The organism is Clavibacter sp. AC415 (genome assembly GCF_979252985.1).
On the sequence record NZ_CEEDAR010000018.1, the window covers coordinates 341,301 to 367,905 of the forward strand.

Below are 26,605 nucleotides of genomic sequence, written 5' to 3' on the forward strand. Positions count from 1 at the left end.
CGAGCGCGACGTCGTTGTCCGACGAGTCGTCGTCGTCCGCCGGGGCGGCGGGCCGGGTCGGCGCGTCGGGCACGTCCGGGGTGCCGGCGGTGGGGTCTGCGTCCTTCGGTTCCTGTGTCCCGTCCATGCCCTCCACGCTAGGCAGGGTGCGGGGTCGGGCGCGTCCGCCGGAGGGGGAGGGCTCGCGGTGGACGCGGCGCCCGCATCACGCGCGCCCCTCCAGCTCCAGCAGCGTCGTCTTGGCGGCGAGCCCGCCGATGTAGCCGCCGAGCGTCCCGTCGGAGCGGAGGACCCGGTGGCACGGGATCACGACCGGCAGAGGGTTGGTCGAGCACGCCGTGCCGACCGCGCGGGTCGCCGCCGGGCTGCCCGCGGTCTCCGCGACCTCGCGGTAGGTGCGCGTCGACCCGTACGGGATCTCCGGCAGCAGCCGCTGCACCCGGTCGCGGAAGCCCGACGACAGGCGGCGGTCGAGCGGCAGGTCGAACGTGCGGCGGCGGCCGGCGAAGTACTCGTCGAGCTCGCGGGCGGCCCGGTCGAGGCGCCTCGGGGCACGGAGGATCCGCGGGCCGAGCCGCCGGGCGAGGTCGCCGAGCACGGTGTCGTGGTCCTCACGGGAGTAGGCGACGCGGATCAGGCCGCGCTCCGTGGCGGCGAGCAGGAGCGGGCCGACGGGGGAGTCGATCGTGGTGAAGCCGACGTCGAGGGCGTCCGCGTCGTCGGCCGCGTCGGCGAGGCGCAGGCGGAGCGCCGCCAGGGCGGGAGCGGTGGGGGCGGCCTGCTCGAGCGAATCCGCGTCGAGGAAGGGGGCCTCGAGGAAGGGAGCATCGTGGGCGGGGTCGGTCACGGTCGTCCTCCTCGGGCGGGTGCGGGTGCGGGTGCGGCGGATGCGGATGCGGGGCCCTCCCGCTCGCCCGGCGGATCCGTCCCCATCGTGCGCCGCAGGCTCGCCACCCCGTCGGAGGCCGCACGTCGCGCCGCCTCCGGGGTGCCGCCGACGATCGCGGCGACCTCCGCGTAGGGCAGCCCGCCGAGGTAGCGGTACGCGACCGTCAGGCGCTGCCGCTCGGGCAGGCCCGCGACCGCGGACCACAGGTCGGGGTCGCCAGATCCCGGCACGCCGAGGTCGGAGATCTCCTCGGGCACGTCCTCCACCGGCAGGGCGCGACGGCCGCGGGCGCGGATCGCGTCGAGTGCCTTCCGGTGCGCGATGGTCACGAGCCAGGCGCGCACGTCGGCGCGCGGCCCCAGACCCGGGTACGCGACGAGCGCCGACAGGAACGTCTCCGACCAGGCGTCCTCGGCGTCCGCGTGCCCGCCGAGCACCGCCCGGCAGACGCGGAGCACCACGGCGCCGTGCTCGGTCACGACCCTGTCGAACGGCTGCATCATCTCCACACCGGGTAGACGCCGGGGCGGGGTGGTCCGTGAGGTCGGCGTGCGGATCAGTCTCGCGGATCCGGCGGCCGGCGCGCGCTCCCGGACGCGCGGCTTCGCCGGCGGACGGCCCTGCGCCCCGGAATGTCCTCCCTGCGGACGCGCCGTGCGTGCGCTCGCGGTCTCCGGTGCCCCGGCAGTGCGGGTCGTAGGGACTACCCGTGACCCTCCCCGGGGATGACGACCCGGGACGCGCGCGTGACGAGGATGGAGACGCGGCGTCCCCCGTCCGCGAACCGCTCCGTCCGGAGCGTCCCGTCGCCGGCTCGACCCCCTCGGGTCGGCGGCGGAGCCCGCGCGACAGATGAGGATCCGCATGGACAGCACCCTGAGCCCGGCCGCCCGCGACGACGAGGAGGCCCTGCCCGGCACCGCCCCGCGCGCCCTCCGCGTGTTCGTGGTCGACGAGGAGGCGCCCATCACGCAGCTGCTCTCGCTCGCGCTGCGGATGGAGGGCTGGGACGTGCGCGTCTTCGCGACCGGTCGCGGCGCGATCGCCGCCGCGGTGGACGACGCGCCCGAACGCGATCCTGCTCGACATGACGCTGCCCGACGTCTCCGGCGTGGAGGTCGTGGGCGAGCTCCGGCGCGCGGGCATCGCCACGCCCGTGCTCTTCCTCACCGGCCGCGACTCCCTCGAGGACCGGCTCGCGGCCTTCGGCGCCGGGGCCGACGACTACGTGACGAAGCCCTTCGGCCTCGAGGAGGTCGTCGAGACGCTGCGCGTGCTCTTCCGCCGGCGCGGGCTCGCCGCGGCGATGGTCACCGCGGGCGACCTCGTGCTCGACCCCGCCTCCGGCGAGGCGTGGCTGGCGGGCGTGCCGCTGGACCTGGATCCCATGGACCTCGTCGTCGTGCGCGCGCTGGCCGAGGAGCCGTCCCGGCGGCTCTCGCGTCGGGAGCTCGTGCACCGGCTGACGGACGCGGGCTTCGACCTCGTCGCGCCGCGCGCGCTCCTCGACCTGCCGTCGGTCACGGGCCGACGCGCCGGGCGCGACCAGGTGGTCCTGGTGGCCGTCGCGGGCGACGAGCTGGTGCTCGCGCCGGTCGTCTGACGTCGATCGGCCAGCGACCGTCCCGGTCGGCCACCCCAGTCCGGGGGTGTATCCCGCAGTGTCACCCCCGCAACTCCGGGGATCACGAGTCACACGCGTAGCACTGCGCCGGAGATTTCCCCAGGTGAGTAGCGGGAATCCCTACAGTCGGCGGTAGGGAGCAGATCCTCCCCGCCGCGTTCCCCGGACGAAGGAGCGCGTCCCCACTACCGCACGGACGCGGCACAGCCATGGCGCGGACGGCGGTCGGCACCACTGGAGATGTCATGACCCGTCCCACCCCCGCCGCATCCCGCGGCAGGTCGTTCCGCCGCGCCGCCGCCGGCGCCTGCCTCTCGGCGTCGCTCGTGATCCTGCCCCTCGCCATGGCGCCCGCCGCCCACGCCGAGACCGTCCCGGTGGACTCCGCTCCCGTCGCCGTGGAGGCACCCGCCGAGGCGCCCGTCGCGACCCCGACCCCCGAGGCGGAGGCGCCCGCGCCCGTCGACGAGGCGGCGCCGACGCCCGCCCCCACCGAGGTCCCCGAGGAGGGCGCGCCCGCGCCCGTCGTCGACGCGCCCGTCGAGTCGACGCCGGCCCCGACCCCCACGACCGGCACGCCCGCGCCCGGCACCCCGACCCTCGAGCCCACCGTTCCCGTCGTCGAGCTGCCCTTCACCTGGACCGCGCCCGACCGCGGCGTCGCCCTCCCCATCACCGAGGCCGTGCCGTTCGCCGGCACCGGCACCGCGGGCAGCATCGTGACGGCCAGCTACTTCAACGCGGTGGGCGTCAAGTCCATCGCGGGCATCGGCATCGTCGGGGCGGACGGCTCGTACGCGTTCCCCGCGAGCTTCACCGAGCTGCTCGAGGGCTCCCGGACCGCCAGCGTCACGCTCACGCAGGTCGGCCTCGACCTCACCGTCAAGGGCGAGATCCGCGGCCTGGTGCGCTTCACCGAGGCGCCCGTCGGCCCGTTCGTGCGCGCCGAGGCGTCGTTCTCGACCATCTCCCCGATCACCGTCACCGAGGCGACCAGCCTCCTCGGGGGCCTCAAGGTCTCCGCGACGGGCTACCTGCGCTACGAGGCCGTCGAGGTCACGGTCACCGCGCCCGACGGGCGCGTCATCGAGATCAGCGACGCGAACGCCGGTGTCGGCGTGGGCACGCGGTCGCTCGAGGACCTCGTGCGCGCCGACGTCGACGGCACCTTCGCGCAGCCGATCATCCTGTTCGGCGACGTCCAGCCGGGCGTCTACACCGTGTCCGTCGCCGGCCTGGAGTCGGGCCTCACGCAGGGCGGCACCGTCGAGCTGACCGGCGCGGACGCGGGCGGACCGGTCCTGCCGGGCGTGCCCACGCCGACCCCGGCGCCCACCGCGCCGTCGGTCGAGCCCGCGGGCATGCCGGCGAAGCCGATCCACAAGCCCGCCGCGCACCACGGCGACACGCTGCCCGTCACGGGCACCGACGGCGCCGCGGCCCTCGGCCTCGGCGGCCTCGGCGCGCTGCTCGCGCTCGCCGGCGCGGGCACGCTCGTCGCCCGTCGTCGCCTGCGCTCCGCGGAGTAGCGGCACCGCACCACCCGCACGACCGACGGCCGGATCCCCACGGGGTCCGGCCGTCGGTCGTGCGGCTGGGCGGGGGCGCGGCGGACGAGGACGGGTCGGCGCCTGTGCACGGACGGCGTCACGATCCGCGCCGGGCGGGCAGGATCATCCGGTCGCGGCGCGCCCGGTCGCCGCCCACCCACCCGACGTCGATCCACTCGAGGACGAACATGCCTGATCCCGTGCGCCTCCGCGCGCCCGCCCGCACCCTCCGCACGACCATCGCGCTCATGCTCACGGGGCTCTGCTGCCTCGGCGCGGGAATCGACCCCGCGTCCGCGTCGACGCAGCCGCGAGAGACGTCGGTCACCATCCAGTCGCGCATCCTCTCGACGGGCCATGCGGTGCGGTCTGTCCGGATCGGCACCGTGGGCCGTGCGACGGGCGCGCACTGCGTCGACCTGCCCGACCCGACGCCGCCGGAGTACGGATGGCGGCGCACCGACCGGCGCCTCTACCAGGACGTCTACGAGGTGGTCAGCTTCAGCGTGCCGGGCTGCAGGCTGGGGTTCGGCATGGCGGGGTCGCACGGGTACATCGACACCCGTCGCGGGGACCGGTGGACCGTGTACGGGGGCATCTCACCGAAGCGCAACGCCTGACGCGGTGGGCCGGGGAGCGCCGCCCGCCTGCCTCCCATCGCGGGACCGGAGGCCGTCGAACGCACCTGGTCCCCTCGGCCCCGCCTAGGGCAGCGTCGCGTACTGCACGGCGCAGGCCGCGCCCACGGCGAGCAAGGCCGGCGCGGCGAGCATCCCGCACCAGGAGCTCGGCGCCTGCTTCACGCGCGGCAGACGGAAGGCGGCGATGCCGACGAGGATGCACCAGGCGGCGATGAGCGCGAGGACGGGCTGCTGGAACACCCAGATCATGGGGATCCAGTGGATGCCGACGACGATCATGATGACGGGGGCGACGAGCTCGGGCAGTCCCCGGCGGACGAGCACGGCGGCGGCGATCCCGCCGGCGACGAGCTCCACGGCGACCATCGCGACGTAGACGGCGAACGGGGCCGAGTCGACCACGAGCGCGGTCGGGGTCTCCCAGTCGCGGATCGCGGCGGGCAGCGTGAGGCCCACCACGGCGACGCCGGCCAGCGCGAGCGCGCCGAGCACGATGCGCCAGGCGGTGCTCGGGGGCCGCTCCTGCGCCCAGCCGGCCCAGACGAACGTGGCCATGCCGAACACGGCGGCCATGAACGCGACGTCGCGCGGGAACTCCAGCGAGATCACGTCGTCCCCCTCCGGCCGGTCCCTCCACCCTAGGGCGGCGTCGGGCCGAGGGGGAGGGAGGCCGGTGGTGCGCCTTGTCAGGCCCAGCGGCGTGCCCGTAGGTTTGGGGCGGGCCGCAACGAATCACCCGACGCGGATCCGCAGAGCCAGAGCACGACCACGAGCCAGAGCACCAGCACGCCACCCGCACGCCGGAGACGAAGGAGTCCCATGTCCGACACGCAGCCCGCAGCGTCCGCCCCCGAGACCGGAGGCGCCCTCGGCGTCGCGATGATCGGGCACGGCTTCATGGGCGCCGCCCACTCGCAGGCCTGGCGCGTCGCCCCCGCGTTCTTCGACCTGCCGCTCGCGCCGCGCATGGTGTCCGTCGTCGGCCGCGACCGGGCCCGCACGCAGGAGTCCGCGGACCGCTGGGGCTGGGACCGCGCCGAGACCGACTGGCGCGCCGCCATCGAGCGCGACGACATCGACGTCGTCGACATCTGCTCGCCGGGCAGCACGCACGTGGAGGTCGCGGTCGCCGCCCTCGAGGCCGGCAAGCACGTGCTGTGCGAGAAGCCGCTCGCCAACACGGTGGAGGAGGCGGAGATCATGGCCGCGGCGGCCGAGAGGGCCGCCGCGAAGGGGATCCGCGCGATGGTGGGCTTCAGCTACCGCCGCGTCCCCGCGATCACCTTCGCCCGCGACCTCGTCGCCCAGGGCGCCATCGGTGAGCTCCGCCAGGTGCGTGCGCTCTACCTGCAGGACTGGCTGACCGACGCCGAGGCCCGATGACCTGGCGCCTCGACAAGGAGGCGGCCGGATCGGGCGCCCTCGGTGACATCGGCGCCCACATCGTCGACGCGGTGCAGTTCATCACCGGCGACCGGCTCGACGCGGTCAGCGGCCTGCTCCGCACGTTCGTCGAGGAGCGCCCGCTGCTCGCGGAGACGCGCGGCCTCGGCGGCGTCGCCTCGAGCGAGCGCGGCAGGGTGACCGTCGACGACGCGGCCTACTTCACGGGGAGGCTCTCCTCCGGCGCCCTCGCGAGCTTCGAGGCGACCCGCATGGCGACGGGCCGCAAGAACGCGCTGCGCCTGGAGTTCAGCGGATCCGACGGCGCGATCTCCTTCGACCTGGAGCGCCTCAACGAGATCGAGCTGTACGACGCGACCGCGCCCGCCGACCGGCTGGGCTTCCGCCGGATCCTCGTCACCGAGCCCGAGCACCCCTACACGGCCGCGTGGTGGCCCACCGGCCACGGCCTCGGCTACGAGCACGCGTTCAGCCACCAGGTGCGCGACCTCGTGCACGACATCGCCGAGGGCCGCGAGCCGCAGCCGTCGTTCGCCGACGGGCTCCGGGTGCAGCGCGTCCTCGACGCCGTGGAGCGCAGCTCGGCTGACGGCAGCGCGTGGACGACGGTCGACCCCGCCGGCGCCTGACCGTCGATCCCCTGCTCTAGCCTGGACCGGACGACCGGGAGGCGGACGGGTGCAGGCACGGCAGGAGCGGACGCTGCGCGCCGTGCTGTCCGCGCTGGTCTGCACGCTCGTCACGGCGACCGCGCACGCGGCGGCCGGCGGCGGGATCCCGCATCCGCTCGTCCTGGCCCTCGCGCTCGTGCTCGGTGTGGCCCTCTGCTCCGCGCTGGGCGGACGCCGCGTGACGCTGATCCACCTCGTCCTCGCGATCGGGGCGACGCAGGGCGTGCTGCACGCGGCCTTCACCTTCGGCGGGACGGCCCACGGCGCGTCCGCGTCCGCCTCCGCCGGCATGACCTCGGGCGCCGCGGCCGGCGGCCACGCCCACGCCGCGGCGGCCGACGCGACCCGCGCGCTCGCCGACCCCGGGGCGATGGCCGCGATGCCCGCGGGGCACGAGGGCGCCATGCTGCTCGCGCACGTGATCGCCGGGATCGTCAGCGTCTGCTCGCTCCGCGCCGGTGCCGACGCGGTGCGGAGGGTCGTGCGCGCCCTCGCCCTCGGGGTGGGCGCCGTCGTGTCCGGTGCCGTCGGCGCGCTCGTCGGGGCCGCGGTCGCGCTGGCCGCCGCCCTCGCCGCACCGGCCGCCGCGCCCCGACCCCGCCGGCTCGTCACGGACCCCCGGCCGGCGCGCCTCGCCTCGCTGCGCGCAGCGCGCATCCCCGACCGTCGCGGACCCCCGCGGCTCGCGCTCGCCGCCTGATCCCGCGCCCGCCGCGGCTCCCCGGAGCCCGGGGCGCGGTCCCGCGCCGCCGCGCACGACCGCCCTGCCGCCGCGCCTCCCGCGCGCTCCGGCCGGGGGCCGTCGTGCCGCCGCGCGCCTCCCGCACGCCCGGACACCGCACGGCCTCGCCGTGCCGCCCCCGAAGGACAGCCATGCCCGCACGAACCGATCCCCGTCCCGCCCGCTCCCTCTCCCGCTGCCGTCCCGGCCGCGCCGCCGCCGGCCGCCTCCTCGCGGGCGGCGCCGTCGGCCTCGCCCTCGCCGTGTCGGCGCCGCTCGCCGCCTCCGCGCACGTCGAGCTCGACGCGTCGTCGACCGCACCCGCCACCCTCAGCGTCCTGACCTTCGCGGTCGGGCACGGCTGCGAGGGATCCGCCACGACCGCGCTCGCCATCCGCTTCCCCGCCGGCGTGCAGGCCGTGAAGCCGACCCTCGCGCCCGGCTGGTCGGTCGCCGAGCAGGAGGCCGCCGAGGGCACGACCGTGACCTACACGGCCGACGCCCCGCTGCCCGACGCGCTGCGCGCGACCGTCCAGGTCGAGGCGCTCCTGCCGGTGGACGGCGCGGCGGGCGACGTCGTCGAGTTCCCCACCCTGCAGACGTGCGAGGTGGGATCCACCGACTGGTCCGAGGCCTCCACCGCGGGCACCGAGCCGGACCACCCGGCGCCCGCGATCACGCTCGCCGACGCGACCGCCGAAGCCGCCGATGGCGCCCCCTCCGCCGACGGCACCGCGGCGACGACCGCCCCCGCAGCTGCCCCGGTCGACCCGGTCGCGCGCCTCCTCGGCCTCGGCAGCCTCGTCGTGGGGGTCGTCGCCGTGATGCTCCTCACGCTCGGCATGCGCCGCCCCGAGCAGGGCGGCCGCCGATGACCGCCGTCGACGATCGCGCGGGCGTCGCGGATCCCGCTCCCGAGGCCCCCGCTCCCGTGCTCACCCGCCCGCAGCGCGGCTGGTTCCTCCCGCTGCTGCTGCGCCTGCACTTCCTGGCGGGCATCCTGGTGGGGCCCTTCATCCTCGTCGCGGCGCTGAGCGGCGCGGCCTACGCGCTCGCGCCGTCCGTCGAGCAGGTGGTCCACGCGGACGAGCTGCACGCCCCCGCGACGGGCAGCACCGTGCCGCTCGCGACGCAGATCGAGGCGGCGGAGGCCGTGGTCGGCGGATCGGGTGCGCTGGTCGCCGTGCGGCCCGCCCCGCGCCCGGCGACACGACGCGCGTCATGTTCACGGGAGACGGCCTCATCCCGAGCCAGACGCGCGCGGTCTTCGTCGACCCGGCCGACGCGTCGATCCGCGGCGACCTGCCCGTCTACGGCACGAGCGGATCCCTGCCGCTGCGCACCGCGATCAGCCACTTCCACCGCACCCTCGGGCTCGGCGACCCCGGCCGCCTGTACAGCGAGCTCGCCGCGAGCTGGCTCGGCATCGTGACGCTCGCGGGCCTCGGCCTGTGGGTGGCGCGCTGGCGCCGGGCGCCGCGCCGCCTCGACCTCGTGCGACCGGACCGGCACGCCACCGGCTACCGGCGGATCCTCTCGTGGCACGCGTCCACCGGCGTGTGGCTCGTGGCGGGGGCGCTGTTCCTCTCCGCCACGGGCATCACGTGGTCGCAGCTCGGCGGGCAGAACGTGACGGACCTCCGGGCGGCGCTGAGCTGGCAGACGCCCGCCCTCACGACCGCGACCGGGACCGCGACCGGCGGCGCTGCTTCCGCGGATCCGCACGCCGGCCACCATGCCACCCCCGTGCCGTCCGCACCCACCGCGGCGGACCCCGCGACCTTCGACGCGGTCCTCCGCGTCGCCCAGGGCGTGAACGTGGACACGGGCCTGCGGTCGAGATCAAGCCCCGCGGAGGCCGGGACGGCATGGACGGTGAGCGAGATCCAGCGCAGCTTCCCGACCGAGGTCGACCAGGTCGCCGTCGACGGCAGCACGCTCCAGGTGGTGGGCCGCACCGACTTCGCGGACTACCCGCTCCCCGCGAAGCTCGCGCGCTGGGGGATCGACACGCACCAGGGGACCATGTTCGGGCTGGCCAACCAGCTGCTCCTCGCGGTGACCGCGCTCGGCATCGCCGCCATGGTCGTCTTCGGGTACCTCATGTGGTGGAGGCGACGGCCCGGCGTCGCGCGTCCCGGCCGTCCCGCGCCGTCGGGCGCGCTCGTGCGCGCGCCGTGGTGGGGGCTCGCGGCCGTCGTCGCGGTCGGCGTCGGCGTGGGCCTCTTCCTGCCGCTCGTCGGGATCCCGCTGGTCGGCTTCGTGCTGCTCGACGCGCTCATCACCGCGGCACGGGCGCACCGGGCGATCTCGACCCGGCGCCCGCGGCCTGATCGCGGCCGGTCCCGGTCGTCCGCGCGTCAGCGGACGGCCGGCGCCGGCCCCGTCGACGCCGCCACGTGCAGCCGGCAGGGCAGGAGGGCGTGCGGCAGCTCCGTGGCCGTGCCGTCGAGGCGGGCGAGGAGCAGCTCGACCGCGAGCCGCCCGAGCTCGGGGCCGGGCGCGTCCATCGTGCTGAGGGCGGGCTCCACCAGCGCGCCCACCTCGGTGGACGTGGCCATCGACAGGATCGACACGTCCTCCGGCACGCGGCGCCCGGCGTCGTCGAGCCCGGAGATGAGGCCGCGCGCGGCCTGGTCGTTGAGGATCATGACCGCCGTGATCCCCGGATCCGCGGCCATCAGCTCGGCCGCCGCCCGGCGTCCGCCCACCGGCGTGGGGGCGCAGCGCACCACCGCGGCATCGAGCCCGCGCGCGGAGGTCTCCGCGCGGAAGGCCGCCTCGGTGCGCGTGGTGGGCCCGTAGCCGCGGAGCGGTCCGCTCTCCAGGTCCTCGACCATGAGGCCGAACCGGCGGTGCCCGAGCGACTGCAGGTGGTCGAGCCCCTCGGCGACGGTGCGCTCGAAGTCCATGTCGACGAAGGGCAGCTCGCGGGTGTCGGCGGTGCGCCCGATGGAGACGAACGGCACGTCGAGCGCGGCGAGCTCCCGGATGCGGGCGTCGTCCATGCGCACCTCCATCACGATGACGCCGTCGACGAGCCGCCCGCTGACCAGGTCGGACACGTCGTCGGGCGACGTGCCGGTGGGCCAGAGCACCAGGTGGTAGCCGAGCTCGGAGGCGCGCGTGGCCGCGTTCATGAAGATCTCGAGGGCGATGCGGCTGAGCCGCTGCACGTCGGCGGGGAAGAGCAGCGCGATGATGCGGGTGCGCTTGCTGGCGAGCGCGCGGGCCACGACGTTGTTGCGATAGCCGAGCTCCTGCATCGCCGCGGTGACGGCCCGGCGGGTGGGCTCGGACACGGCCTTGGTGCCGTTGACGACGAAGGAGACCGTGGCGATCGAGACCCCCGCGCGTGCGGCGACCTCGCGCATGGTCGGGATGGCGGCTCCTCGCGGTCGGGCGGCGCCCGGCGGGCGCGACCTCAGCGTATAGCGGGGACGGCCACGGGGAGCGGGACGACGGCCTCACGTCGGCGCGAGGTGCGGATCAGCACGAGCGTGATCGCGCACACCACCGCCGTGAGTCCGAGCACGTACGCGGCGACCATGCCGTACCCGCTGGGCGACGACGCCGGGTCGAGGAACCCGTACGGGTAGTAGGTGGCGGACCCGTGGACCTGGTCGCCCGTGACGGGCCCCCGGAGGAGCGTGACGAGCACCCACGCGAGCGGGAACGGGACCACGCGCCCGAGCGCACCGGCGCGGAGCGGTCGGCGGTCCGGCGCCACGAGCCAGTCGAGCAGCACGATGGCGGGGACGGCCACGTGCACGATCTGGTTGGCCCAGTCGAGCTCGAGCTCGGGCGGGCCGGGCTGGCCCCGGAGGAGCACGTTCCACACGATGCCCGTGATGAGGAGGTACACGGTGGTCGCGAGCCGCAGCGTGACCCATGCGGTGCTGGGATCGGCGACCCGGCCGCGCAGGAGGCGCACGCCGCCGACGACCAGGACGACCATGCCGAGGAGGTTCGACTCGATGGTGAAGAACAGGAGGAAGTCGAGCGACTTGCCGGCGATGCCGGTGACGCCGAGCCCCTGCCAGTAGGCGAGGTTGACGAGGTACTGGGCCACGACGCCCACGAGGGCGGCGACCGCGGTCGCGAGGCGGACGAGGGCGAGGAGGAGGATGCGCACGGGAGACGACGTTCCCATGCGCCCGTCCACTCGTGCGTCCCACTGTCCACGGGGACGGGTGCCCGCGTGCTCGGGTGCTTGGCGTCGCGGCGCGGGGTCCTGCCCGCGCCGGCTCCCGCGCGCGGTGGCTCGCGCAGGCGGCGGCCCCTGTCAGGCGCGGCCCGGTCCGGACGCGCGGCGGGCGTCCCGGGCCCGCCGGCACGCCTCCTCGACGCTCCGGGCGTGCGCATCCGGCGCGACCGCGGCCGCGAGGCGGGCCGCGGCGCGCGCGGGGGCGTCGAGCTGGCCCCGGTCCGCGGCGAGACGCAGGATCGTCGCGGCGAGCCCCTCCGCGTCCGGACCGTCCGCCGCCAGCGCGGCGTCGCCGAACTCGACGGCGAGGACAGGGTCGCTGACGATCACCGGCCGATGCTCCGCGAAGGCCTCCATCGCGATCATGGGCTGGTTGTCGAAGCCGTGGGAGGTGACCACGGCGGCGTGCGCCCCGCGGAGGAGCGCGGCGACCTCGGCGGTCGACAGGCGACCGTGCACCGTGACGCCGGGCGGGACGGCGGCCCGCGGGTGCCCGCCCGCGACGTCGAGGTGGACGGCGTCCGGCCCCCCGCGCTCGCCGACCAGGGCCACGGCCCGCAGCATCACGTCGAGCCGCTTCTCCGGCGCGAGCCGGGCCGCCCACACCAGCCGCAGCGCACGGGAGGCGGGGAGCGCGGCGGACGCCTCGCGCGCGGTGCAGCTGGTGTTCGACAGCACCTCGACGCCGCCGAGGCCCCGGCGCGGCGGAGCGCGGCGGCCTGGTGCGCGGACGGGGAGAGGACGACGTCCGCCTCGCGGCACGCGGCGAGCGTCATGCCCCGGAGGGCGCTGTCGAGGCGGCGCGGGGAGAGTCGCACGCGCGGGTCCGGCAGCCCGGTCATCGCGCGATGGACCGCCGTCACGGCCGGAGCCAGGAAGCCGCCCCACGCCGGTCCGCGCAGGAAGAACGTGTGCACGGTGTGCAGCGTCGGGATGCCGCGCTCGCGGCCGAGGCGCAGCGCGGTCGCGGCGAGGCCGTGCTCGGAGTGCGTGAGGACGAGGTCGGTCCCGGCCTCGTCCATCAGCGCGGCGAGGTCGCGCCGCGTGACGGCGTCGGCGCGGATGAGCGGCAGCCCCAGCAGCGGCACCGGCACGGAGGGCGCGACGTCGTGGAGCGTCACGCCGGTGCCGCGCAGCGCGAGGACCGAGCTCGCGTCGGGGGCTGCGACCGTGACCGCATGCCCGGCGCGCGCGAGCGCGAGCGCCTGCTGGACGACGGCCGTCTGCGCGCCGCCGAGGTAGGAGAAGGCGTAGTCCATCACGAGGAGGGGGTGGAGGGTGCTCACCGCGTGACGCTATCCGTCCGGGTCGGCGCGCGGATCCGGCCTGGGGATGCAGCCGCGGGCTCGGGAGGGATCGCGCGCGCGGAGGGCGGATGCGGTATCGGTCCCGCCGATCAGGTGCGGGGCTCGGCGCGGTCCCGCGCCCGCCGCAGGACAGCGACGACGATGGCGAGCGGCTTCATCCACGCCACCTCGCCGAACCGGTAGTCCTGGGCGCGGGCGAGCCGGTCCGCGAGGTCCGGGCGCAGCCCGCGCAGGATGCGGCGCGCCTCCTCGGCGTGCACGGGATCCGAGACGATGCGGATGGTGTCGGCGTGCTCGACGAGCGGGATCGCGTTCGCCACGTTCTCGCGGGTGCTCCGGCTCGTCTCGTCGAGCGCGACGGGGCCGGCGTAGTCCAGCCCCTCGCGGGCGTACCGGGCGAGGATCCGGGCCTCGGGCTCGTCGCCCCGGACGGATCCGCCGCACAGGACGAGCACCGTCGACGCGGCCCGCGGGTCCATGGAGCGCAGCGCCGCGCGCACGCGGTACCGGTTGACGCTGTTCGCCCGCGGCCCGGCGTCGCCGAAGCCCAGCACCACCACCGCCTCGCGGCCCACGTCGCGGCGCGGGCGGCCGAGCCCGCGCGTGCTCGCGAGCCGGTGGATCCCCTCGCTCGCGAGGAGCAGCGCCGCGAGGGCGGCGAGGAGCGCGGCCGGCACGGCGACGACGATCCGGCGGGTCCGCATGCGCCCAGGCTACGGGGCGGACGCCGGCGGAGCGGGGCGTGACCGGCCGGGACCCGGACCGGCACCGGGTCCGTCAGCCGGAGGAGCGCGCGGCCTTCACGAAGGCGACGACCGCGTTGGCGTGCCCGTGGCCGAGGCCGTGCTCCGCCTTCAGCCACGCCACGACCTGCATGTGCGGCTCCTGGTCGAGACGGCCGTCGGCGAGGTCGATCCAGTGCTGGACGGGCTGCCCGTACGTCCGCTCGATGCTCGGGAAGTAGGAGGCGGGCCCGCGGGCCCCCTGCCCGTCGGCGGGCGGGGGCGGGGCGACGATGCCGTGCGCGTTCATGGTGCGACGGTACCGGCTCGCGCTCCCCGCGGCCACGGGCGGCGGCGTCGCGCGCCACGCTCCCTCCCGCCGCTGTCAAGGGGGCGGCGCCGTCGGTCCGTCGGGCTTGGGGTCGGAGTCACAGCGTGCACGCCCGCCCGGACCCCGTGGGCCGCTCGTCAGGTACGTCGGGCCTTCCCCGGCGCCGGAACCCGGGGGTCACATGGACAGCGTCACCAGCATCCGCATCGACGGACATCCGTTCCAGCTCGCCGACGGCGAGGACGTCGCCGAGCTCAAGTCGCGCATCGTCGCCGCCGTCACCGACGGGTCGCGGTTCGTCGACTTCTCCACCGCGTCGCAGGGGGCCGTGTCCTTCCTCGTGACGCCCCGCTCCGTCGTCCGCTTCGAGGTGCGCGAGCGCGTCGAGGAGGAGCTCGCGGCGTTCGACGACGACGCGTCCGTCGGGGACGCGGACGTGGACCTGTACCGCTTCGGCTGATCGCCGCGCCGACCCGGGAGCCCGGGACGGCGCGGATCCTGCGCCGTCCCGGGTCGCGCTCGCGTGCTCGCCGGGTTCCGTGCGGCACCGGTCGCGTGGCACGGCCGCACCGGGGTGCGGCGTGTCCGGGTCCGGCTCCGCGGCGGCCCGCTCGGGGCTCCGCACGCCCAGGGTGCGGAGGCGGCGCGATCCGACGCCATGTTCCCGGTGACCCCTTGACTCCGGGCCTGCGCTCGTGGCAGGGGCGTCGAGGGCCCTCCGGCTCCCGGCACGGCCGTGGTTCAATGGGGCGTCCTCCTCCGGGAGGGGCCTCCCGCGGGAGGCGCGGCGGTGGGGCTCGCCGTCCCCGGACCTCGACATCCCCGTCGACGACGGTCCCTGTCCCACGGCGCCGCGATGCCCTCCGAGAGGGGAGACCCATGACCGCCTCTCGTCCATCCCCCCGCCCCGGCGGCGGGCACGCCGACACGGCGGATCCGGGGCGTCCGGTGCACCTGCGCTGGTCCTCGCTCGGGCTCGTCGCGCTCGGCGGCGCCGTGGGCACGGGCATCCGCGAGGCGCTCGCCCTCACCTGGCCGGCACCCGCCGGCGGCATCCCCGTGACGATCCTCCTGATCAACGTCGTCGGCGCCTTCGCGCTCGGCGCCCTGCTGGAGCGGCTCGCGCGGCGGGGGCCCGACGAGGGACGCCGCCGGGCGGTCCGCCTCCTCGTGGGGACGGGCGTCCTCGGCGGCTTCACCACCTACGGCTCGCTCGCCACGGACGCCGCCGTGCTCGCGGGATCCGCGCTCGGCACGGCGCTCGCGTACGCGGGGCTCACCCTCGTCGCGGGCGCGACGGCGTCCGTCGCCGGGATCGCGGTGGGTGCGGCCCTGCACCGGCGCACCGCTGCCGGGCGCGACGCTGCCGACCGCGACGCTACCGGCCGCGACGCGGAGGCCGCGTCGTGACCGGCCCGCTCGTGTTCGCGCTGATCTGCGTCGCCGGCGGCGTCGGATCCGCCCTGCGCCTGCTTCTCGACGGTCTCGTCCGCGGTCGCGTGCGGACGGCGTACCCGGTGGGGACCACGGTCGTCAACGTCACGGGATCGCTCGGGCTCGGCCTCCTCACCGGCGCGGCCGCGCAGGCCGGCCTCCCGCACGACCTCCTGCTCATCCTCGGCGGCGGGCTGATGGGCGGATACACGACCTTCAGCACCGCGAGCGTCGAGACGGTGCGCCTCGCGCAGGCGGGCCGTCCGGTCGCGGCCCTCGCGAACGGCCTCGGGATGCTCCTCGCCTCGATCGCCGCCGCGGGCCTCGGCCTCGTGGTGGGCGCGGCGCTGTGATCGCGCCGACGGCCGCGGCCGAGCCCCTCTGGACCACGACCGGACGGCGCGACCTGCACCGCGGGCGCGTCGTCCTCGTCGAGCAGGACGTGCTGCTGCCGGACGGCAGCGCGTCGCGCTACGAGGTGGACGAGAGCGTGCCGTTCGCGGTGGCGACCCTCGTGGTCGACGGGGACGAGGTCGTGCTCTCGCGGCAGTACCGGCACCCGCTCGGGCGGTGGATCCTCGACCTCCCCGGCGGCGCGGGCGACGCCGGCGAGCGGCCCGAGGACGCCGCCCGCCGCGAGCTCGAGGAGGAGCTGGGCCTCGTCGCGCCCGACCTCCGGCACCTGCGCACCTACGCCGTGAACCCGGGCCGGGCGTCGTGGCTCGTGCACGTGTTCGCGTGCACGGCTCCCACCACCGCGGGCGCGGCCGACCGCTCCGACCCGTCCGAGCAGGTGCGCCTCGTGCGCATGCCCGTGGCGGAGCTGGACGCGCTCATCGCCGCGGGCGGCGTGGAGGACCCGACCCTGCTGATCGCGCGCGCGGCGGCCGCGGAGCAGGGCCTCCTGCCGCCGGTCGGGGCGGTCCGCGGGGGCTGAGCCCCGGCAGACCGGCCGGCCGCCGGCGACGCGTCAGTCGCGCAGGGCGTAGGTGAGCAGCGCGTTCCCCGCGCTCGTGATCTCGGAGCGGAGGAGCGTCAGCCGCGTGGTCGGGTCGTCGGGCGCGAACAGGCGGCGGCCGGATCCCGCGACGACCGGGTGCGTCATGAGCGTCAGCTCGTCGAGCACCCCCGCGAACAGCAGCTGCCGGGTGAGCGAGATCGTGGCGAACAGGGAGATGTCGCCGCCGTCCGTGCGCGTGAGGGCGGTCAGGGCCTCGACGACGTCGCCTTCGATGAGCGTCGCGTTCCAGCCGAGGTCGCCCGTGAGGGTCCGTGAGGCGACGAGCTTCTCGATGGGGTTGATGAACGCGCCGAACGGGTCGTCCGCGGGTGCCGACGGCCAGTACGACGACCACTCCTCGTAGCCGTGCCGGCCGAGCACGGCCGTGGTCACGGTGCTCATCAGCCGTCCCATGCCGGCGCCGAGCTCGGCGTCGAAGCTGTCGAACTGGAACCGGTCCGGCGACTCCACGACGCCGTCGACGGACATGAACAGACCTGCGGTGAGCTTGCGCACGGGCTCCTCCTCGAGCTTCGGGGTGCTCCCACATCATCCGGCCTCGCCCGCCGCACGTCGAAGCCGTCGCCGCGGGACGGTTTCCGGTTAACCGCTTTCTACACGAGCCCGCCACCGGCGTCAGCGTCGCCGCCATCGGGTGCGCGACGACGCCTCCCGGATGCGCGCGGAGCTGGCGGATCAGGGTGTCGTCGACGCCCGGACCCCCGCCGCCTCAAGGAAGAGACCACGCGATGTCCCCTCGATCCACCGCCCGCCAGCCGCCTCGTCGAGCGCGCGCCGCCCTCGCGGCCGCCTTCCCCCTCGTCCTCGCCGGCTGCTCCGGCGGCGGCGGTGGCGGATCCTCCTCGGGCGGCAGCCCCTCGGAGATCACCGTCACCGACTACTACAACGAGGGCAACGACAACGAGGTGATCGGCGAGACGCTCACGAAGTGCGGCGAGTCGCTCGACGTCACCATCAAGCGCACCTCCATCCCGGGCTCGAGCCTCATCCAGAAGGTGCTGCAGCAGGCGTCCTCCAAGACGCTCCCCGACGTGCTCATGCTCGACAACCCCGACCTGCAGCAGATCGCCGCGACCGGCGCGCTCGCCCCGCTCGAGGACTTCGGGATCTCCACCGACGGCTACGCGCAGGGCGTGGTGGACGCCGGCACCTACGAGGGGAAGACCTACGGCCTCGCGCCCACCGTCAACACCATCGCGCTCTTCTACATCACGCAGATGCTGGCCGACGCCGGCATCCAGCCGCCCACCACGTGGGACGAGCTGAAGACCGCGTCCGCCGCGCTCACCGAGGGCGACCGTTACGGCATCGCCATGGACGCCAACGCCACCTACGAGGGCACCTGGCAGTTCCTGCCCTTCATGTGGTCCAACGGCGGCGACGAGAAGGACATCGCGACGCCCGAGACCGCGGAGGCCCTGCAGCTCTGGACGCGACCTGGTGAAGGACGGCTCGGCCTCGCAGAGCGTCGTCAACTGGACCCAGGCCGACGTCAACGACCAGTTCATGGCCGGCAAGACGGCGATGATGGTCAACGGCCCGTGGCAGATCCCGGCCCTCACCGAGTCGGGCGCATCGACTACGGCATCGCCACCATCCCCGCGCCCGAGGCGGGCGGCGCGTCCGTCGCCCCGCTCGGCGGCGAGGTGTGGACCGTCCCGCAGACGGGCGACAAGGCGAAGCAGGCGATCGCCGCGAAGGTCGTCGAGTGCCTGAACAGCGACGAGAACCAGCTCGACATGGCCACCAAGCGGTTCACCATCCCGTCCAAGACCGCGGTCGCCACGCAGTTCGGCGAGCAGGTGCCCGAGGAGCAGGTGTTCGTCGACCTCGTCGCCGACGCCCGCGCCCGCACCGGCGAGCTCGGCGAGGAGTGGCCGAAGGCCGCCACCAAGATCTACACGGCCGTGCAGTCGGCGCTGACCGGCCAGTCCTCGCCGGAGGACGCGCTGAAGAACGCCGAGCAGGGCTGATGGCGACGACCGCCGTCCCGGCCCGTCCCGCCGCCGCCCACGGCGGCCGGGCGGGACCGGGGCGCCGGCGCCGCGGCCGACGCGCCGCGGCCCGTGCGCCGCCGACCCCGCTTCAGGTGGGAGCGCTTCTTCCAGGCGATGTTCCTGGTGCCGGCGGTCGTCTACCTCGTGCTCTTCTTCGGCTTCCCCGTCGTGAAGAACGTCGTCATGAGCTTCCAGGAGTACACGACGACCACGTTCTACACGGGCGAGGCGCCGTGGGGTCGGGTTCGCGAACTACGCGTCCGTGATCTCCTCGGGGATCTTCTCGACCGCGGCTCCTCAACACGTTCCTCTTCACCGCGGGCTCGATCCTCGGACAGTTCGTCATCGGGCTCGTGCTCGCGCTGTTCTTCCGTCGGTCGTTCCCGCTCAACGGGCTGCTCCGGGCGCTCCTGCTCCTGCCGTGGCTCCTGCCGCTCATCGTCTCCAGCGCGGTGTGGAAGTGGATCCTCGACCAGGACTCCGGCGTGCTCAACCAGTTCCTGCTCGGCGCGGGCGTCGTGCAGGACCCGGTGCCGTGGCTGACGAGCCCCGCGTTCGCCCTCATCACGGTGATCGCCGTGAACGTGTGGATCGGGATCCCGTTCAACACGACGATCCTCTACGGCGGCCTGCAGGACATCCCGCCGGAGCTGTACGAGGCGGGCTCCCTCGACGGGGCGACCGGCTGGCGCGGCTTCCGGTACATCACCTGGCCGCTGCTGCGGCCCGTGGTGGGCGTGGTGCTCGTGCTCGGCGTCGTCTACACGATCAAGGTGCTCGACATCATCCTCGGGCTCACGAACGGCGGGCCCGCGAACGCGACGCAGACCATCGCGACGCAGTCGTACACGCTCTCGTTCCAGCAGTTCGACTTCGGGTCGGGCGCCGCCCTCAGCAACATCCTCATCGCCATCTCGGCGGTGTTCGCGGTGGTCTACCTCCGCGCGAACAGGAAGGCCGTCGATGAGTGACACCGTCGTCCCCGTCCGCCCCCGCGGGCGGACCCGCGGGCCGCTGCCGCAGCGGGTCGGATCCCGGCGGCCGCGCGCCGACCGCAGCTGGATCTCCACGGTCGTCGGCATCGCGATCCTCGCCCTGATGCTGTTCCCCGTCTACTGGATGATCAACATCTCCCTGCAGCCGGCCGGCCCCGCCATCGAGGCCGCCTGGTTCCCGTTCGAGGCGCAGTTCGAGGGCTACGCGACGGCGCTCCGCGAGCAGGGGCAGGCGCTCGGCACGAGCCTCGTGATCGCCCTCGGCAGCGTGGTGCTCAGCCTCGCCATCGCCACCCCGGCGGCCTACGCGCTGGCCCAGTTCCGGTTCCGCTGGATCAACGCCGTGCTGTTCGGGATCCTCATCTCGCAGATGATCCCCGGCATCGTCGTCGCCAACGCGCTGTACGCCGCGTACAACGACGTGGGGCTGCTCAACTCGATCCCGGGCCTGATCCTCGCGGACTCCACCGCGGGCATCCCGTTCGCGATCCTCATCATGCGGGCGTTCATGGCGAACATCCCGCCGTCGATCATCGAGGCGGCCAAGGTGGACGGCGCCGGGAACTTCCGGGCGTTCCGCTCCATCGTGCTGCCGGTGAGCCTGAACGCGGTGATCACGGCCGGGCTCTTCACGTTCCTGTTCACGTGGAGCGACTTCCTGTTCGCGCTGACGCTCACCACCACCGACGACGTGCGCCCCATCACCCTCGGGATCTACCAGTACATCGGCACGTACACCGCCGACTGGAGCACGGTGATGGCGACGGCCGTGCTCGCCTCGCTCCCCGCGATCGTGCTGCTCCTCGCGGCGCAGCGCTTCATCGCGGCCGGCGCGACCGGCGGCGCCGTCAAGTGACCGGCCTCCCGCGGCCGCGCGCCCCCGACGGCGCGCGCCCCTCGACCCTCCGCACGACACCTCCGAGAGAGAGACACCATGACCGACACCCCCACCCCCCTCCGCGTCACCGTCTGGGGCGAGAACCGCCACGAGCGGATCGAGCAGCACGTGCAGGAGCGCTACCCCACGGGCATGCACGGCGCCGTCGCCGAGGGCGTGCAGGAGAACCTGCCCGAGGCCGTCGTGGAGATCGCGACCATGGACCAGCCCGAGCACGGCCTCACCGAGGAGCTGCTCGCCCGTACGGACGTGCTCACCTGGTGGGGCCATGCGGCCCACGCGGAGGTGGAGGACGAGATCGTCGAGCGCGTGCACCGCCACGTGCTCGCGGGCATGGGCCTCATCGTGCTGCACTCCGGGCACTGGTCGAAGATCTTCACGAAGCTCATGGGCACCACGTGCACCCTCCGCTGGCGCAGCGAGCACGACCGCGAGCTGGCGTGGACCGTGAACCCGCAGCACCCCATCACCCGCGGCGTCCCGAACCCGATCGTCATCGGCACGAGCAGGAGACGGCACGGCGAGCACTTCAGACGCGCGCCACGCCGCCGACGAGCTCGCGTTGATCTCGGGCTTCACCGGCGGGCGAGGCGTTCCGCAGCGGCACGCCGCACCGCCGCGGCTTCGGCCATCTTCTTCTCGCCCGGCGACCAGGACTTCCCCGTGTACCACCACACCGACGTCCGCCGGGTGATCGCGAACGCCTGCGAGTGGGCGCGCCCCGACCGCGAGCGCGAGACGCCCACGCTGCTGCGCTACGAGCAGGGCGAGTTCTTCCAGGGCGCCGACTACGCCGGGGCGCTGGAGCGATGACTGGGACACCGCCCGGCGCACGTCCGCGGACGCGCCCGCCCACCTGGGTCGTCGCGCCCTCGGACGGCGCCCGCCTGCGCGTCGTGCAGGTCGGCGCCGGCGGCATGGGGCAGGCGCTGGGCCGCGCACCATCGCGGAGGATCCCGACGTCGAGCTCGTCGGCGTCGTCGACCTCGACGAGGCGGCCGCCCGCGCGGGCGCATCGGCCCACGGCGCATCCGCGGAGGCGTCCACCGACCTCGGCGAGCTCATCGAGCGGGTGCGCCCGGATGCGGTGATCGACGTCACCATCCCCCGCGCCCACCATCCCGTCACCACGCAGGCGCTCTTCGCGGGCCTGCCGGTGCTCGGCGAGAAGCCCGTGGCGCTGACGGTCGCGGAGGGGCTGTCGCTCGCGGCGGCCGCGGAGGTCACCGGCGAGCTGTTCATGGTGAGCCAGTCGCGTCGGTACAACGACCACCTCGTCGCCCTCAAGCGCCGGGCCGCCGACCTCGGCGGCGTCGGCATCGTCACCACGGAGTTCTTCAAGGCGCCGCGCTTCGGCGGCTTCCGCGAGGAGATGGACGACGTGCTCCTCCTCGACATGGCGGTGCACCAGTTCGACGCCGTCCGGTACCTGCTCGACGCGGATCCGGTGAGCGTCTACTGCGAGTCGTACAACCCCGCCTGGAGCTGGTACGCGGGAGATGCCGGGGCCACCGCCGTCTTCACCTTCGAGGGCGGGGTGCGGTACGTCTACACCGGCAGCTGGTGCAGCCCCGGCGCGGAGACGTCGTGGAACGGGTCCTGGCGGTTGAGCGGCGCCCACGGCACCGCCCTCTGGGACGGCGACCACGAGCCCACGAGCGAGATCACGGAGGCGCCCGACGGTCCGCCCGCGGAGCCGGAGGCCGCCGACCCGGTCGGCGTGGAGATCGCCGGGTCGCTCCGCGCCTTCGTCCGCGCGCTCCGCACGGGCGACCGGCCGCACGGCGAGGTGCACGGCAACGTCATGAGCCTCGCCATGGTGGAGGCCGCGATCGAGTCGAAGGACACGGGTGCGCGCCTCGACGTCGACGACGTGCTCGACCGCGCGTACGCCACCGCGCTCGCCGACGAGCGGCGCGACGACGTGCGCGCGCAGCTCGAGGAGTGGCGTGAGCGGGGGGTGCGGGAGGCGCTCCAGGGGCCGCCGGCGTCGGAGGCCCTCGTGGGCGCCGCGGCCGTCGCCCACCCGGCCGCCGCCGGGTAGCCTCGTCGGGTGGGGATCCAGTGACCGGGCTCGAGCCGGACGACGCAGTGGGCGCGTCCGCGACGGGCGCACCGCTCCCGGACCCCGCCCGCGCCGTCCCGCTCGCCCCCGACCCGCGCTCCCGCGAGCTCCCGCCCGGCGGCGACGCCCGCTCGCGCGGCACCACCCCGGACCACGTGCGCCGCTCCAACCTCGCGACCGTGCTCCAGATCGTCCACGAGACCGGGCCCGCCTCCCGTTCGGAGCTGACCCGCGAGACGGGCCTCAACCGCTCCACCATCGCGGCGCTCGTCGGCGAGCTGCAGGACCTCGGCCTCGTCGTCGAGTCCGAGCCGCCCGGCACCAACCGCGTCGGCCGGCCGAGCCCCATCGTCTCCGCCGAGCCGGGCGTGGTCGTCTTCGCCGTGAACCCCGAGATCGACGCCGTCACCGTGGGCCTCGTCGGGCTCGACGGCACGGTGCAGCGGCGCCTCCGCCGCGACACCGACGGGATCCCCACCGCCGTCGAGGCCGCCCGGCTCGCGGCCGGCATCATCGCGGAGCTGCGGGCCGACCTCCGCGCGACCCGGCCCGGCGCGCGCGTCCTCGGCGTCGGCGTCGCCGTCCCCGGGCTCGTGCGCTTCGACGGCGGGCTGGTGCGCCTCGCGCCGCACCTCGGCTGGGTCGACGAGCCGTTCGCGGCGTCCTCGCGGAGGCGACCGGGCTGCCGGCGCTCGCCGCCAACGACGCGAGCCTCGCGGCCGTCGCGGAGGGGCGGTTCGGATCCGGCCGCGACGTCGACGACCTCGTCTACCTCAACGGCGGCGCGAGCGGCGTCGGCGGGGGAGTGCTCATCGGCCGCCGTCCGTTCGGCGGCGCGGAGGGCTACGGCGGGCGCAGCTCGGCCACACGCTCGTGGACTCGGCCGGCGAGCTGTGCCACTGCGGCGCGGTCGGCTGCCTGGAGACCACCGTCGGCCAGGACGCCCTGCTCGAGGTCACCGGGCTCCCGCGCTCGCGCGCCGACGAGCTGGGCGACGGTGCTCGCGGCGGCGCTCGCGGCCGGCGACCCGGCGGTCACCGCGGAGGTCGAGCGTCGGATCGACAACCTCGCCGTGGCGCTCCGCAACGTGGTCAACATCTTCAACCCGTCGCTCGTGGTGCTCGGCGGCTTCCTCGGGTCGCTGCACGCGGCCGATCCCGACCGGATCCTCGCCCGCGCGACCGCCCAGGCGCTCCCCGGCGCCCGCGAGGCCCTCCGCATCCGCCGCGCGGCCCTCGGCCCCGACCGGTTCATGATCGGCGCGGCCGAGCTGGCCTTCGCGCGCGTGCTGGTGGATCCCTCGGGCGTGATGCGCGCCGCCGTCGCCGACCCCGAGCGCACCACCGGACGAGCGATCCGCCCGCGCGCGCTCTGGGCGCCGCCGCCGTCGCGCTGCTCGCGCTCGGGGGTGCTCGCGGTCGGCGTCTGGTCGGGCGGCTGCCGCGACTACGCGGGCATCCCCGGCGAGTGCTGGGCGGAGCCGAGCCTCGGCTGGCCCGGGGCGGTGCTCGCCGCCGTGGTGTGCGCGTCCGCCGCGGCACTCTGCATCCGGCGGGCCACCCGGAGCACCCCGCGACGCCCCGGCTCCTGAAGCCGCCGCTCCTCCGGGCGCGGCGGCTGCTGCTGCCGCGGAGGTGCGCGGATCCGGATGCGGTCGAGCGAGCCTCAGGCGGAGGCGGCGCCCAGGCGGTCGACGAAGCGGTGCAGCGTGTCGCGGAGCCCGGTCAGCTCGGCGACCGACATGCCGGTCCTCGCGGCGACCCGTCCGGGCACGTGCTCGGCCTCCGCGCGCAGCGCCCCGCCGGCGTCGGTGAGGGTGACGAGCACCACCCGCTCGTCCTCCTCGCTCCGCGCGCGCTGCACGAGCCCGGCGCCCTGGAGACGCTTGAGCAGGGGCGTGAGGGTCGCGGGCTCCAGCTGCAGGGCGGAGCCGAGGTCGGAGATCGACCGGCCGTCGCGCTCCCACAGCGCGAGCATGACGAGGTACTGCGGATGGGTGAGTCCGAGGGGCTCCAGGATCGGGCGGTAGACCGAGACGACGGTGCGCGCCGCGAGGACGGCGGCGAAGCAGACCTGGCTCTCGAGCGCGAGGGGGTCGGTGCTCATGCGCGTCCCGTCTTCCTGTCCCGGCAGCCTCCGGCGACGAGCGCCGGAATACCGCGTACACTGAATACTATGACACGCGGTAAAGGTGAGGGCGACGGCCGGGCACGCCGGCTTCGGCGCGGCGGTCGAGCGGTTCAACGAGCGGCTGCGCACCGTACCTCGGAGCGCCGCCCCTCGGGCCCTACACCGACGACCCGGTGCCCGAGCCGCAGTCCCGGCTCTGCCCCATGTGCGGGAAGCCGATGCCCGACGACGACATCGACCGCTCGGGCCCCCGGACGCAGGTGCGCTGCCCAGTCTGACGCCGGCGTGGCAGGGCGTGCCCGGGAACTGGCGCGCCGAGGCGGCGCAGGGCAGGCACGCGATTCCGCGGGGGCGGCGCGAGTACGCCGAGACGCCGAGACGGCGACCGGTGTGCCGGTCGCCGTCTCGTCATGTTCGTGCGGGGTGCGGTCGGGTCAGCGGACGCTCTCGGAGACGCTGAGGCTGGCGCGCTGCGGGGCGGGGAACGCGAAGTGCGCGTAGCGCTGGTCCTGGTCGACGAACGTCTTGAGGAACGCGATCGACGCGCTCAGGATGTCCACGTTCTTGTGCTGGGGCGCCTCGTGCGTGGCGCCGGCCAGTTCGATGTACTGGCGCGGCGTCGTCTTCGGGAGGTGGTCGTAGTAGCTCCGGCCGAACGTCGCGGGGACCGCGAGGTCGTCCGCCTGCCCCGTGATGATGAGCGTCGGCGTCGTGATGGAGCCCGCGGCGGGCAGGTCGGTGCTGCTCAGGTCGTCGTTGCCGTAGTAGGGCGTGAACGCGAGCACGGCCTTCAGCTCCGGATGCGTGGTCGCGAGCTTCAGGGCGCCTCCGCCGCCCATGGAGTAGCCGGCGACGGCGATGCGCGACGGGTCGAGGCGGCCCTTCAGCACGGGTGCCTCCTTGAGGTAGTCGACGGCGGCGCCGATCTGGTCGGCACGGGCGTTCGGGAAGTCCGACGGGTCGAGCGTGTCCATGTTGAGCACGATGAAGCCCTGCGAGGCGAGCGCCGGGCCGTACCAGCCGACGCTGCCCTTGAGGCCCGTGAACCCCTGGGGCCAGGACCACCGCGCCCACCGTCCTCCCCTGCGTGTTGGTGGGATAGAAGATCGTGCCGCCGCCGAAGCCGGTGACGTCCGTGGGGAGCACGCGCGTCTTGTGCGCCTTCTCGGGCCCCGTCATCGAGGAGATGCGCGAGCGTGGATCGGGGCACCGGCAGGGCCCGGATGATCGGCGCGCCTGGCTGGAGCTGGAGACCGAGCGCGGTGACGACGGTGACGGCGGCGACCGTCCGGCATCCGCGGCCGGAGAAGAAGTCGGCATGGCGGTTCCTTCGTCGCGCTGGGCACGGCGATGCCGACGGCGCTGGGGAAGCCTCGTCGGCTGCACGGGGATGCGCTCGCCATCGGTCTCGAGCCGCGGACGGTGCCGGGCTCGTGCCGAGCTCGTCCGGGATGCCGAGGCTAGGTCGCCGAGCGCTGGCCGCGGACCCGGCTGTCCACATGCCCGAGCCGCCCTCTCCGCCTGTGGACACGGGGCGCGCCGAACGGCCGGATGCGCATGGCGGGCCGGCCGGGCCTCGCCACCGTCGGTCGGCCGGGCCTCAGCCGCCCGACCGGCCGCTCGTCGGGCGCCGGATCCTGCCCGGCGTCAGGCCGTCGTCGCCGACGTCGGCCGCGAAGGACGCGACCCGGGACCCGAGGTCGTCGATGAGCTGCGCCGTCGCCGCATCCGGGTCGAAGCCCAGGTACGGACTGGGCCGGGGCCGTCTGCATGTTCGCGCTGCACTCGAAGTCCGTGCACACGAGCGTGCCGATGGTGTTGCCGTTGCGGCCCGCGGCCCCGGCCCGGCGGGCGCTGTAGAAGGAGACCGACAAGCCGGGTGAAGCGACGAAAAACGCGAAAGCGTTTCACGATAAATGCGAAAACATCTCTTGACACTGCACGAGGAACGGTTAAACACCCGGTTTGCACAACCGAACGAGTAGATGAACATAAACA

At 75.2% G+C, this 26,605-nt stretch carries 26 protein-coding genes and 6 pseudogenes; 18 read left to right on the plus strand and 14 right to left on the minus strand.

Translation table 11 applies throughout. The annotated features are described in order from the left end of the window. Positions 1-205: 205 nt before the first annotated feature. A complete protein-coding gene (locus tag ACZ411_RS12770) occupies positions 206-847 on the minus strand; it encodes a methylated-DNA--[protein]-cysteine S-methyltransferase (RefSeq protein WP_464171075.1) in 642 nt (213 codons plus the stop codon). Continuing rightward, the gene (locus ACZ411_RS12775) at positions 844-1,389 is read right to left on the minus strand and encodes an RNA polymerase sigma factor (protein WP_464171148.1); all 546 of its coding nucleotides are present in this window, start codon (positions 1,387-1,389) and stop codon (positions 844-846) included. Before ACZ411_RS12775 ends, ACZ411_RS12770 begins: the two co-directional genes overlap by 4 nt. 587 nt (positions 1,390-1,976) lie before the next feature. Here ACZ411_RS12775 and ACZ411_RS12780 point away from each other — a divergent pair. The 3 genes from ACZ411_RS12780 (at position 1,977) to ACZ411_RS12790 (ending at position 4,683) form a co-directional block, all read left to right on the plus strand. Continuing rightward, positions 1,977-2,492, plus strand: coding sequence for a response regulator transcription factor (locus ACZ411_RS12780; protein WP_464171077.1), 516 nt, complete (start codon positions 1,977-1,979; stop codon positions 2,490-2,492). Between the two features lie 266 nt (positions 2,493-2,758). Beyond that, positions 2,759-4,042: a sortase gene (locus tag ACZ411_RS12785; RefSeq protein ID WP_464171079.1), complete on the plus strand. Its 1,284-nt coding sequence runs from the start codon at positions 2,759-2,761 to the stop codon at positions 4,040-4,042. A gap of 209 nt (positions 4,043-4,251) precedes the next feature. Then, complete coding sequence (locus ACZ411_RS12790) at positions 4,252-4,683, plus strand: hypothetical protein (protein ID WP_464171081.1); 432 nt, start codon at positions 4,252-4,254, stop codon at positions 4,681-4,683. A gap of 84 nt (positions 4,684-4,767) precedes the next feature. Here the strand turns inward: ACZ411_RS12790 and ACZ411_RS12795 are convergent, their stop codons facing one another. Next, positions 4,768-5,313, minus strand: coding sequence for a hypothetical protein (locus ACZ411_RS12795; protein ID WP_104290390.1), 546 nt, complete (start codon positions 5,311-5,313; stop codon positions 4,768-4,770). A gap of 210 nt (positions 5,314-5,523) precedes the next feature. Between ACZ411_RS12795 and ACZ411_RS12800 the strand changes: the two are divergent. The 4 genes and pseudogenes from ACZ411_RS12800 to ACZ411_RS12815 all read left to right on the plus strand — a co-directional run. Then, a pseudogene (locus ACZ411_RS12800) lies at positions 5,524-6,737 on the plus strand (Gfo/Idh/MocA family protein). Between the two features lie 49 nt (positions 6,738-6,786). Then, entirely contained in the window at positions 6,787-7,479 is a 693-nt protein-coding gene (locus ACZ411_RS12805) for a hypothetical protein (RefSeq protein WP_464171083.1), read from the plus strand. A gap of 173 nt (positions 7,480-7,652) precedes the next feature. Further along, complete coding sequence (locus ACZ411_RS12810) at positions 7,653-8,375, plus strand: YcnI family copper-binding membrane protein (protein ID WP_464171085.1); 723 nt, start codon at positions 7,653-7,655, stop codon at positions 8,373-8,375. Further along, positions 8,372-9,558: pseudogene (locus tag ACZ411_RS12815) on the plus strand (PepSY-associated TM helix domain-containing protein); the annotation flags it as partial. The gene ACZ411_RS12810 and the pseudogene ACZ411_RS12815, both read left to right, overlap by 4 nt. A 302-nt stretch (positions 9,559-9,860) precedes the next feature. Here the strand turns inward: ACZ411_RS12815 and ACZ411_RS12820 are convergent. The 6 genes from ACZ411_RS12820 to ACZ411_RS12845 form a co-directional block, all read right to left on the minus strand. Then, positions 9,861-10,874: a LacI family DNA-binding transcriptional regulator gene (locus tag ACZ411_RS12820; protein WP_104344650.1), complete on the minus strand. Its 1,014-nt coding sequence runs from the start codon at positions 10,872-10,874 to the stop codon at positions 9,861-9,863. A gap of 50 nt (positions 10,875-10,924) precedes the next feature. Further along, the gene (locus tag ACZ411_RS12825; protein WP_464171088.1) at positions 10,925-11,635 is read right to left on the minus strand and encodes a Pr6Pr family membrane protein; all 711 of its coding nucleotides are present in this window, start codon (positions 11,633-11,635) and stop codon (positions 10,925-10,927) included. Positions 11,636-11,785: 150 nt separating this feature from the next. Then, positions 11,786-12,271, minus strand: coding sequence for a glycosyltransferase (locus tag ACZ411_RS12830; RefSeq protein ID WP_464171150.1), 486 nt, complete (start codon positions 12,269-12,271; stop codon positions 11,786-11,788). Continuing rightward, positions 12,271-12,993 (minus strand): glycosyltransferase family 4 protein, encoded by a 723-nt coding sequence (locus ACZ411_RS12835; protein ID WP_464171090.1) that lies wholly within the window; start codon positions 12,991-12,993, stop codon positions 12,271-12,273. Before ACZ411_RS12835 ends, ACZ411_RS12830 begins: the two co-directional genes overlap by 1 nt. A gap of 110 nt (positions 12,994-13,103) precedes the next feature. Then, positions 13,104-13,718 (minus strand): YdcF family protein, encoded by a 615-nt coding sequence (locus ACZ411_RS12840; RefSeq protein ID WP_464171092.1) that lies wholly within the window; start codon positions 13,716-13,718, stop codon positions 13,104-13,106. A 73-nt stretch (positions 13,719-13,791) separates the two neighbouring features. Next, positions 13,792-14,046, minus strand: a complete 255-nt coding sequence (locus ACZ411_RS12845; RefSeq protein WP_094116854.1) for a DUF4287 domain-containing protein — start codon at positions 14,044-14,046, stop codon at positions 13,792-13,794. A gap of 202 nt (positions 14,047-14,248) precedes the next feature. On the opposite strand from ACZ411_RS12845, the gene ACZ411_RS12850 reads away from it, so the two are divergent. From ACZ411_RS12850 to ACZ411_RS12865, 4 genes are all read left to right on the plus strand, one after another. Next, on the plus strand, positions 14,249-14,527 hold the full coding sequence (locus ACZ411_RS12850; protein ID WP_104290396.1) for a hypothetical protein: 279 nt from the start codon (positions 14,249-14,251) through the stop codon (positions 14,525-14,527). A 419-nt stretch (positions 14,528-14,946) separates the two neighbouring features. Beyond that, positions 14,947-15,477 (plus strand): fluoride efflux transporter FluC, encoded by a 531-nt coding sequence (locus ACZ411_RS12855; RefSeq protein WP_464171096.1) that lies wholly within the window; start codon positions 14,947-14,949, stop codon positions 15,475-15,477. After that, positions 15,474-15,854: a fluoride efflux transporter FluC gene (locus ACZ411_RS12860; protein ID WP_094114754.1), complete on the plus strand. Its 381-nt coding sequence runs from the start codon at positions 15,474-15,476 to the stop codon at positions 15,852-15,854. The genes ACZ411_RS12855 and ACZ411_RS12860 overlap by 4 nt, the downstream gene beginning before the upstream one ends. After that, positions 15,851-16,438, plus strand: a complete 588-nt coding sequence (locus ACZ411_RS12865) for an NUDIX hydrolase (protein WP_464171098.1) — start codon at positions 15,851-15,853, stop codon at positions 16,436-16,438. The genes ACZ411_RS12860 and ACZ411_RS12865 overlap by 4 nt, the downstream gene beginning before the upstream one ends. A gap of 33 nt (positions 16,439-16,471) precedes the next feature. Here ACZ411_RS12865 and ACZ411_RS12870 read toward each other — a convergent pair whose 3' ends face one another. Beyond that, positions 16,472-17,017 (minus strand): dihydrofolate reductase family protein, encoded by a 546-nt coding sequence (locus ACZ411_RS12870; protein WP_464171100.1) that lies wholly within the window; start codon positions 17,015-17,017, stop codon positions 16,472-16,474. Between the two features lie 233 nt (positions 17,018-17,250). Here ACZ411_RS12870 and ACZ411_RS12875 point away from each other — a divergent pair. From ACZ411_RS12875 to ACZ411_RS12905, 7 genes and pseudogenes are all read left to right on the plus strand, one after another. After that, positions 17,251-17,943, plus strand: a pseudogene (locus ACZ411_RS12875) (ABC transporter substrate-binding protein); the annotation flags it as partial. Positions 17,944-17,962: 19 nt separating this feature from the next. Next, on the plus strand, positions 17,963-18,238 hold the full coding sequence (locus tag ACZ411_RS12880) for an extracellular solute-binding protein (protein WP_464171152.1): 276 nt from the start codon (positions 17,963-17,965) through the stop codon (positions 18,236-18,238). Positions 18,239-18,494: 256 nt separating this feature from the next. Beyond that, a pseudogene (locus ACZ411_RS12885) lies at positions 18,495-19,490 on the plus strand (carbohydrate ABC transporter permease). Next, positions 19,483-20,370, plus strand: coding sequence for a carbohydrate ABC transporter permease (locus ACZ411_RS12890; protein WP_464171102.1), 888 nt, complete (start codon positions 19,483-19,485; stop codon positions 20,368-20,370). Before ACZ411_RS12885 ends, ACZ411_RS12890 begins: the two are co-directional and overlap by 8 nt. A gap of 78 nt (positions 20,371-20,448) precedes the next feature. Next, on the plus strand, positions 20,449-21,225 hold the full coding sequence (locus tag ACZ411_RS12895) for a ThuA domain-containing protein (protein ID WP_464171104.1): 777 nt from the start codon (positions 20,449-20,451) through the stop codon (positions 21,223-21,225). After that, positions 21,222-22,456, plus strand: a pseudogene (locus ACZ411_RS12900) (Gfo/Idh/MocA family protein). Before ACZ411_RS12895 ends, ACZ411_RS12900 begins: the two are co-directional and overlap by 4 nt. Positions 22,457-23,474: 1,018 nt before the next feature. Next, a complete protein-coding gene (locus ACZ411_RS12905; protein ID WP_464171106.1) occupies positions 23,475-24,068 on the plus strand; it encodes an ROK family protein in 594 nt (197 codons plus the stop codon). Between the two features lie 74 nt (positions 24,069-24,142). Here ACZ411_RS12905 and ACZ411_RS12910 read toward each other — a convergent pair whose 3' ends face one another. The 4 genes and pseudogenes from ACZ411_RS12910 to ACZ411_RS12925 form a co-directional block, all read right to left on the minus strand. Beyond that, complete coding sequence (locus ACZ411_RS12910; protein ID WP_464171108.1) at positions 24,143-24,583, minus strand: MarR family winged helix-turn-helix transcriptional regulator; 441 nt, start codon at positions 24,581-24,583, stop codon at positions 24,143-24,145. Positions 24,584-25,041: 458 nt separating this feature from the next. Further along, complete coding sequence (locus ACZ411_RS12915; RefSeq protein ID WP_464171154.1) at positions 25,042-25,707, minus strand: dienelactone hydrolase family protein; 666 nt, start codon at positions 25,705-25,707, stop codon at positions 25,042-25,044. Next, positions 25,646-25,927, minus strand: a pseudogene (locus ACZ411_RS12920) (poly(ethylene terephthalate) hydrolase family protein); the annotation flags it as partial. The gene ACZ411_RS12915 and the pseudogene ACZ411_RS12920, both read right to left, overlap by 62 nt. 140 nt (positions 25,928-26,067) lie before the next feature. Further along, positions 26,068-26,481, minus strand: a complete 414-nt coding sequence (locus ACZ411_RS12925; RefSeq protein WP_464171110.1) for an FBP domain-containing protein — start codon at positions 26,479-26,481, stop codon at positions 26,068-26,070. Positions 26,482-26,605 lie beyond the last annotated feature (124 nt).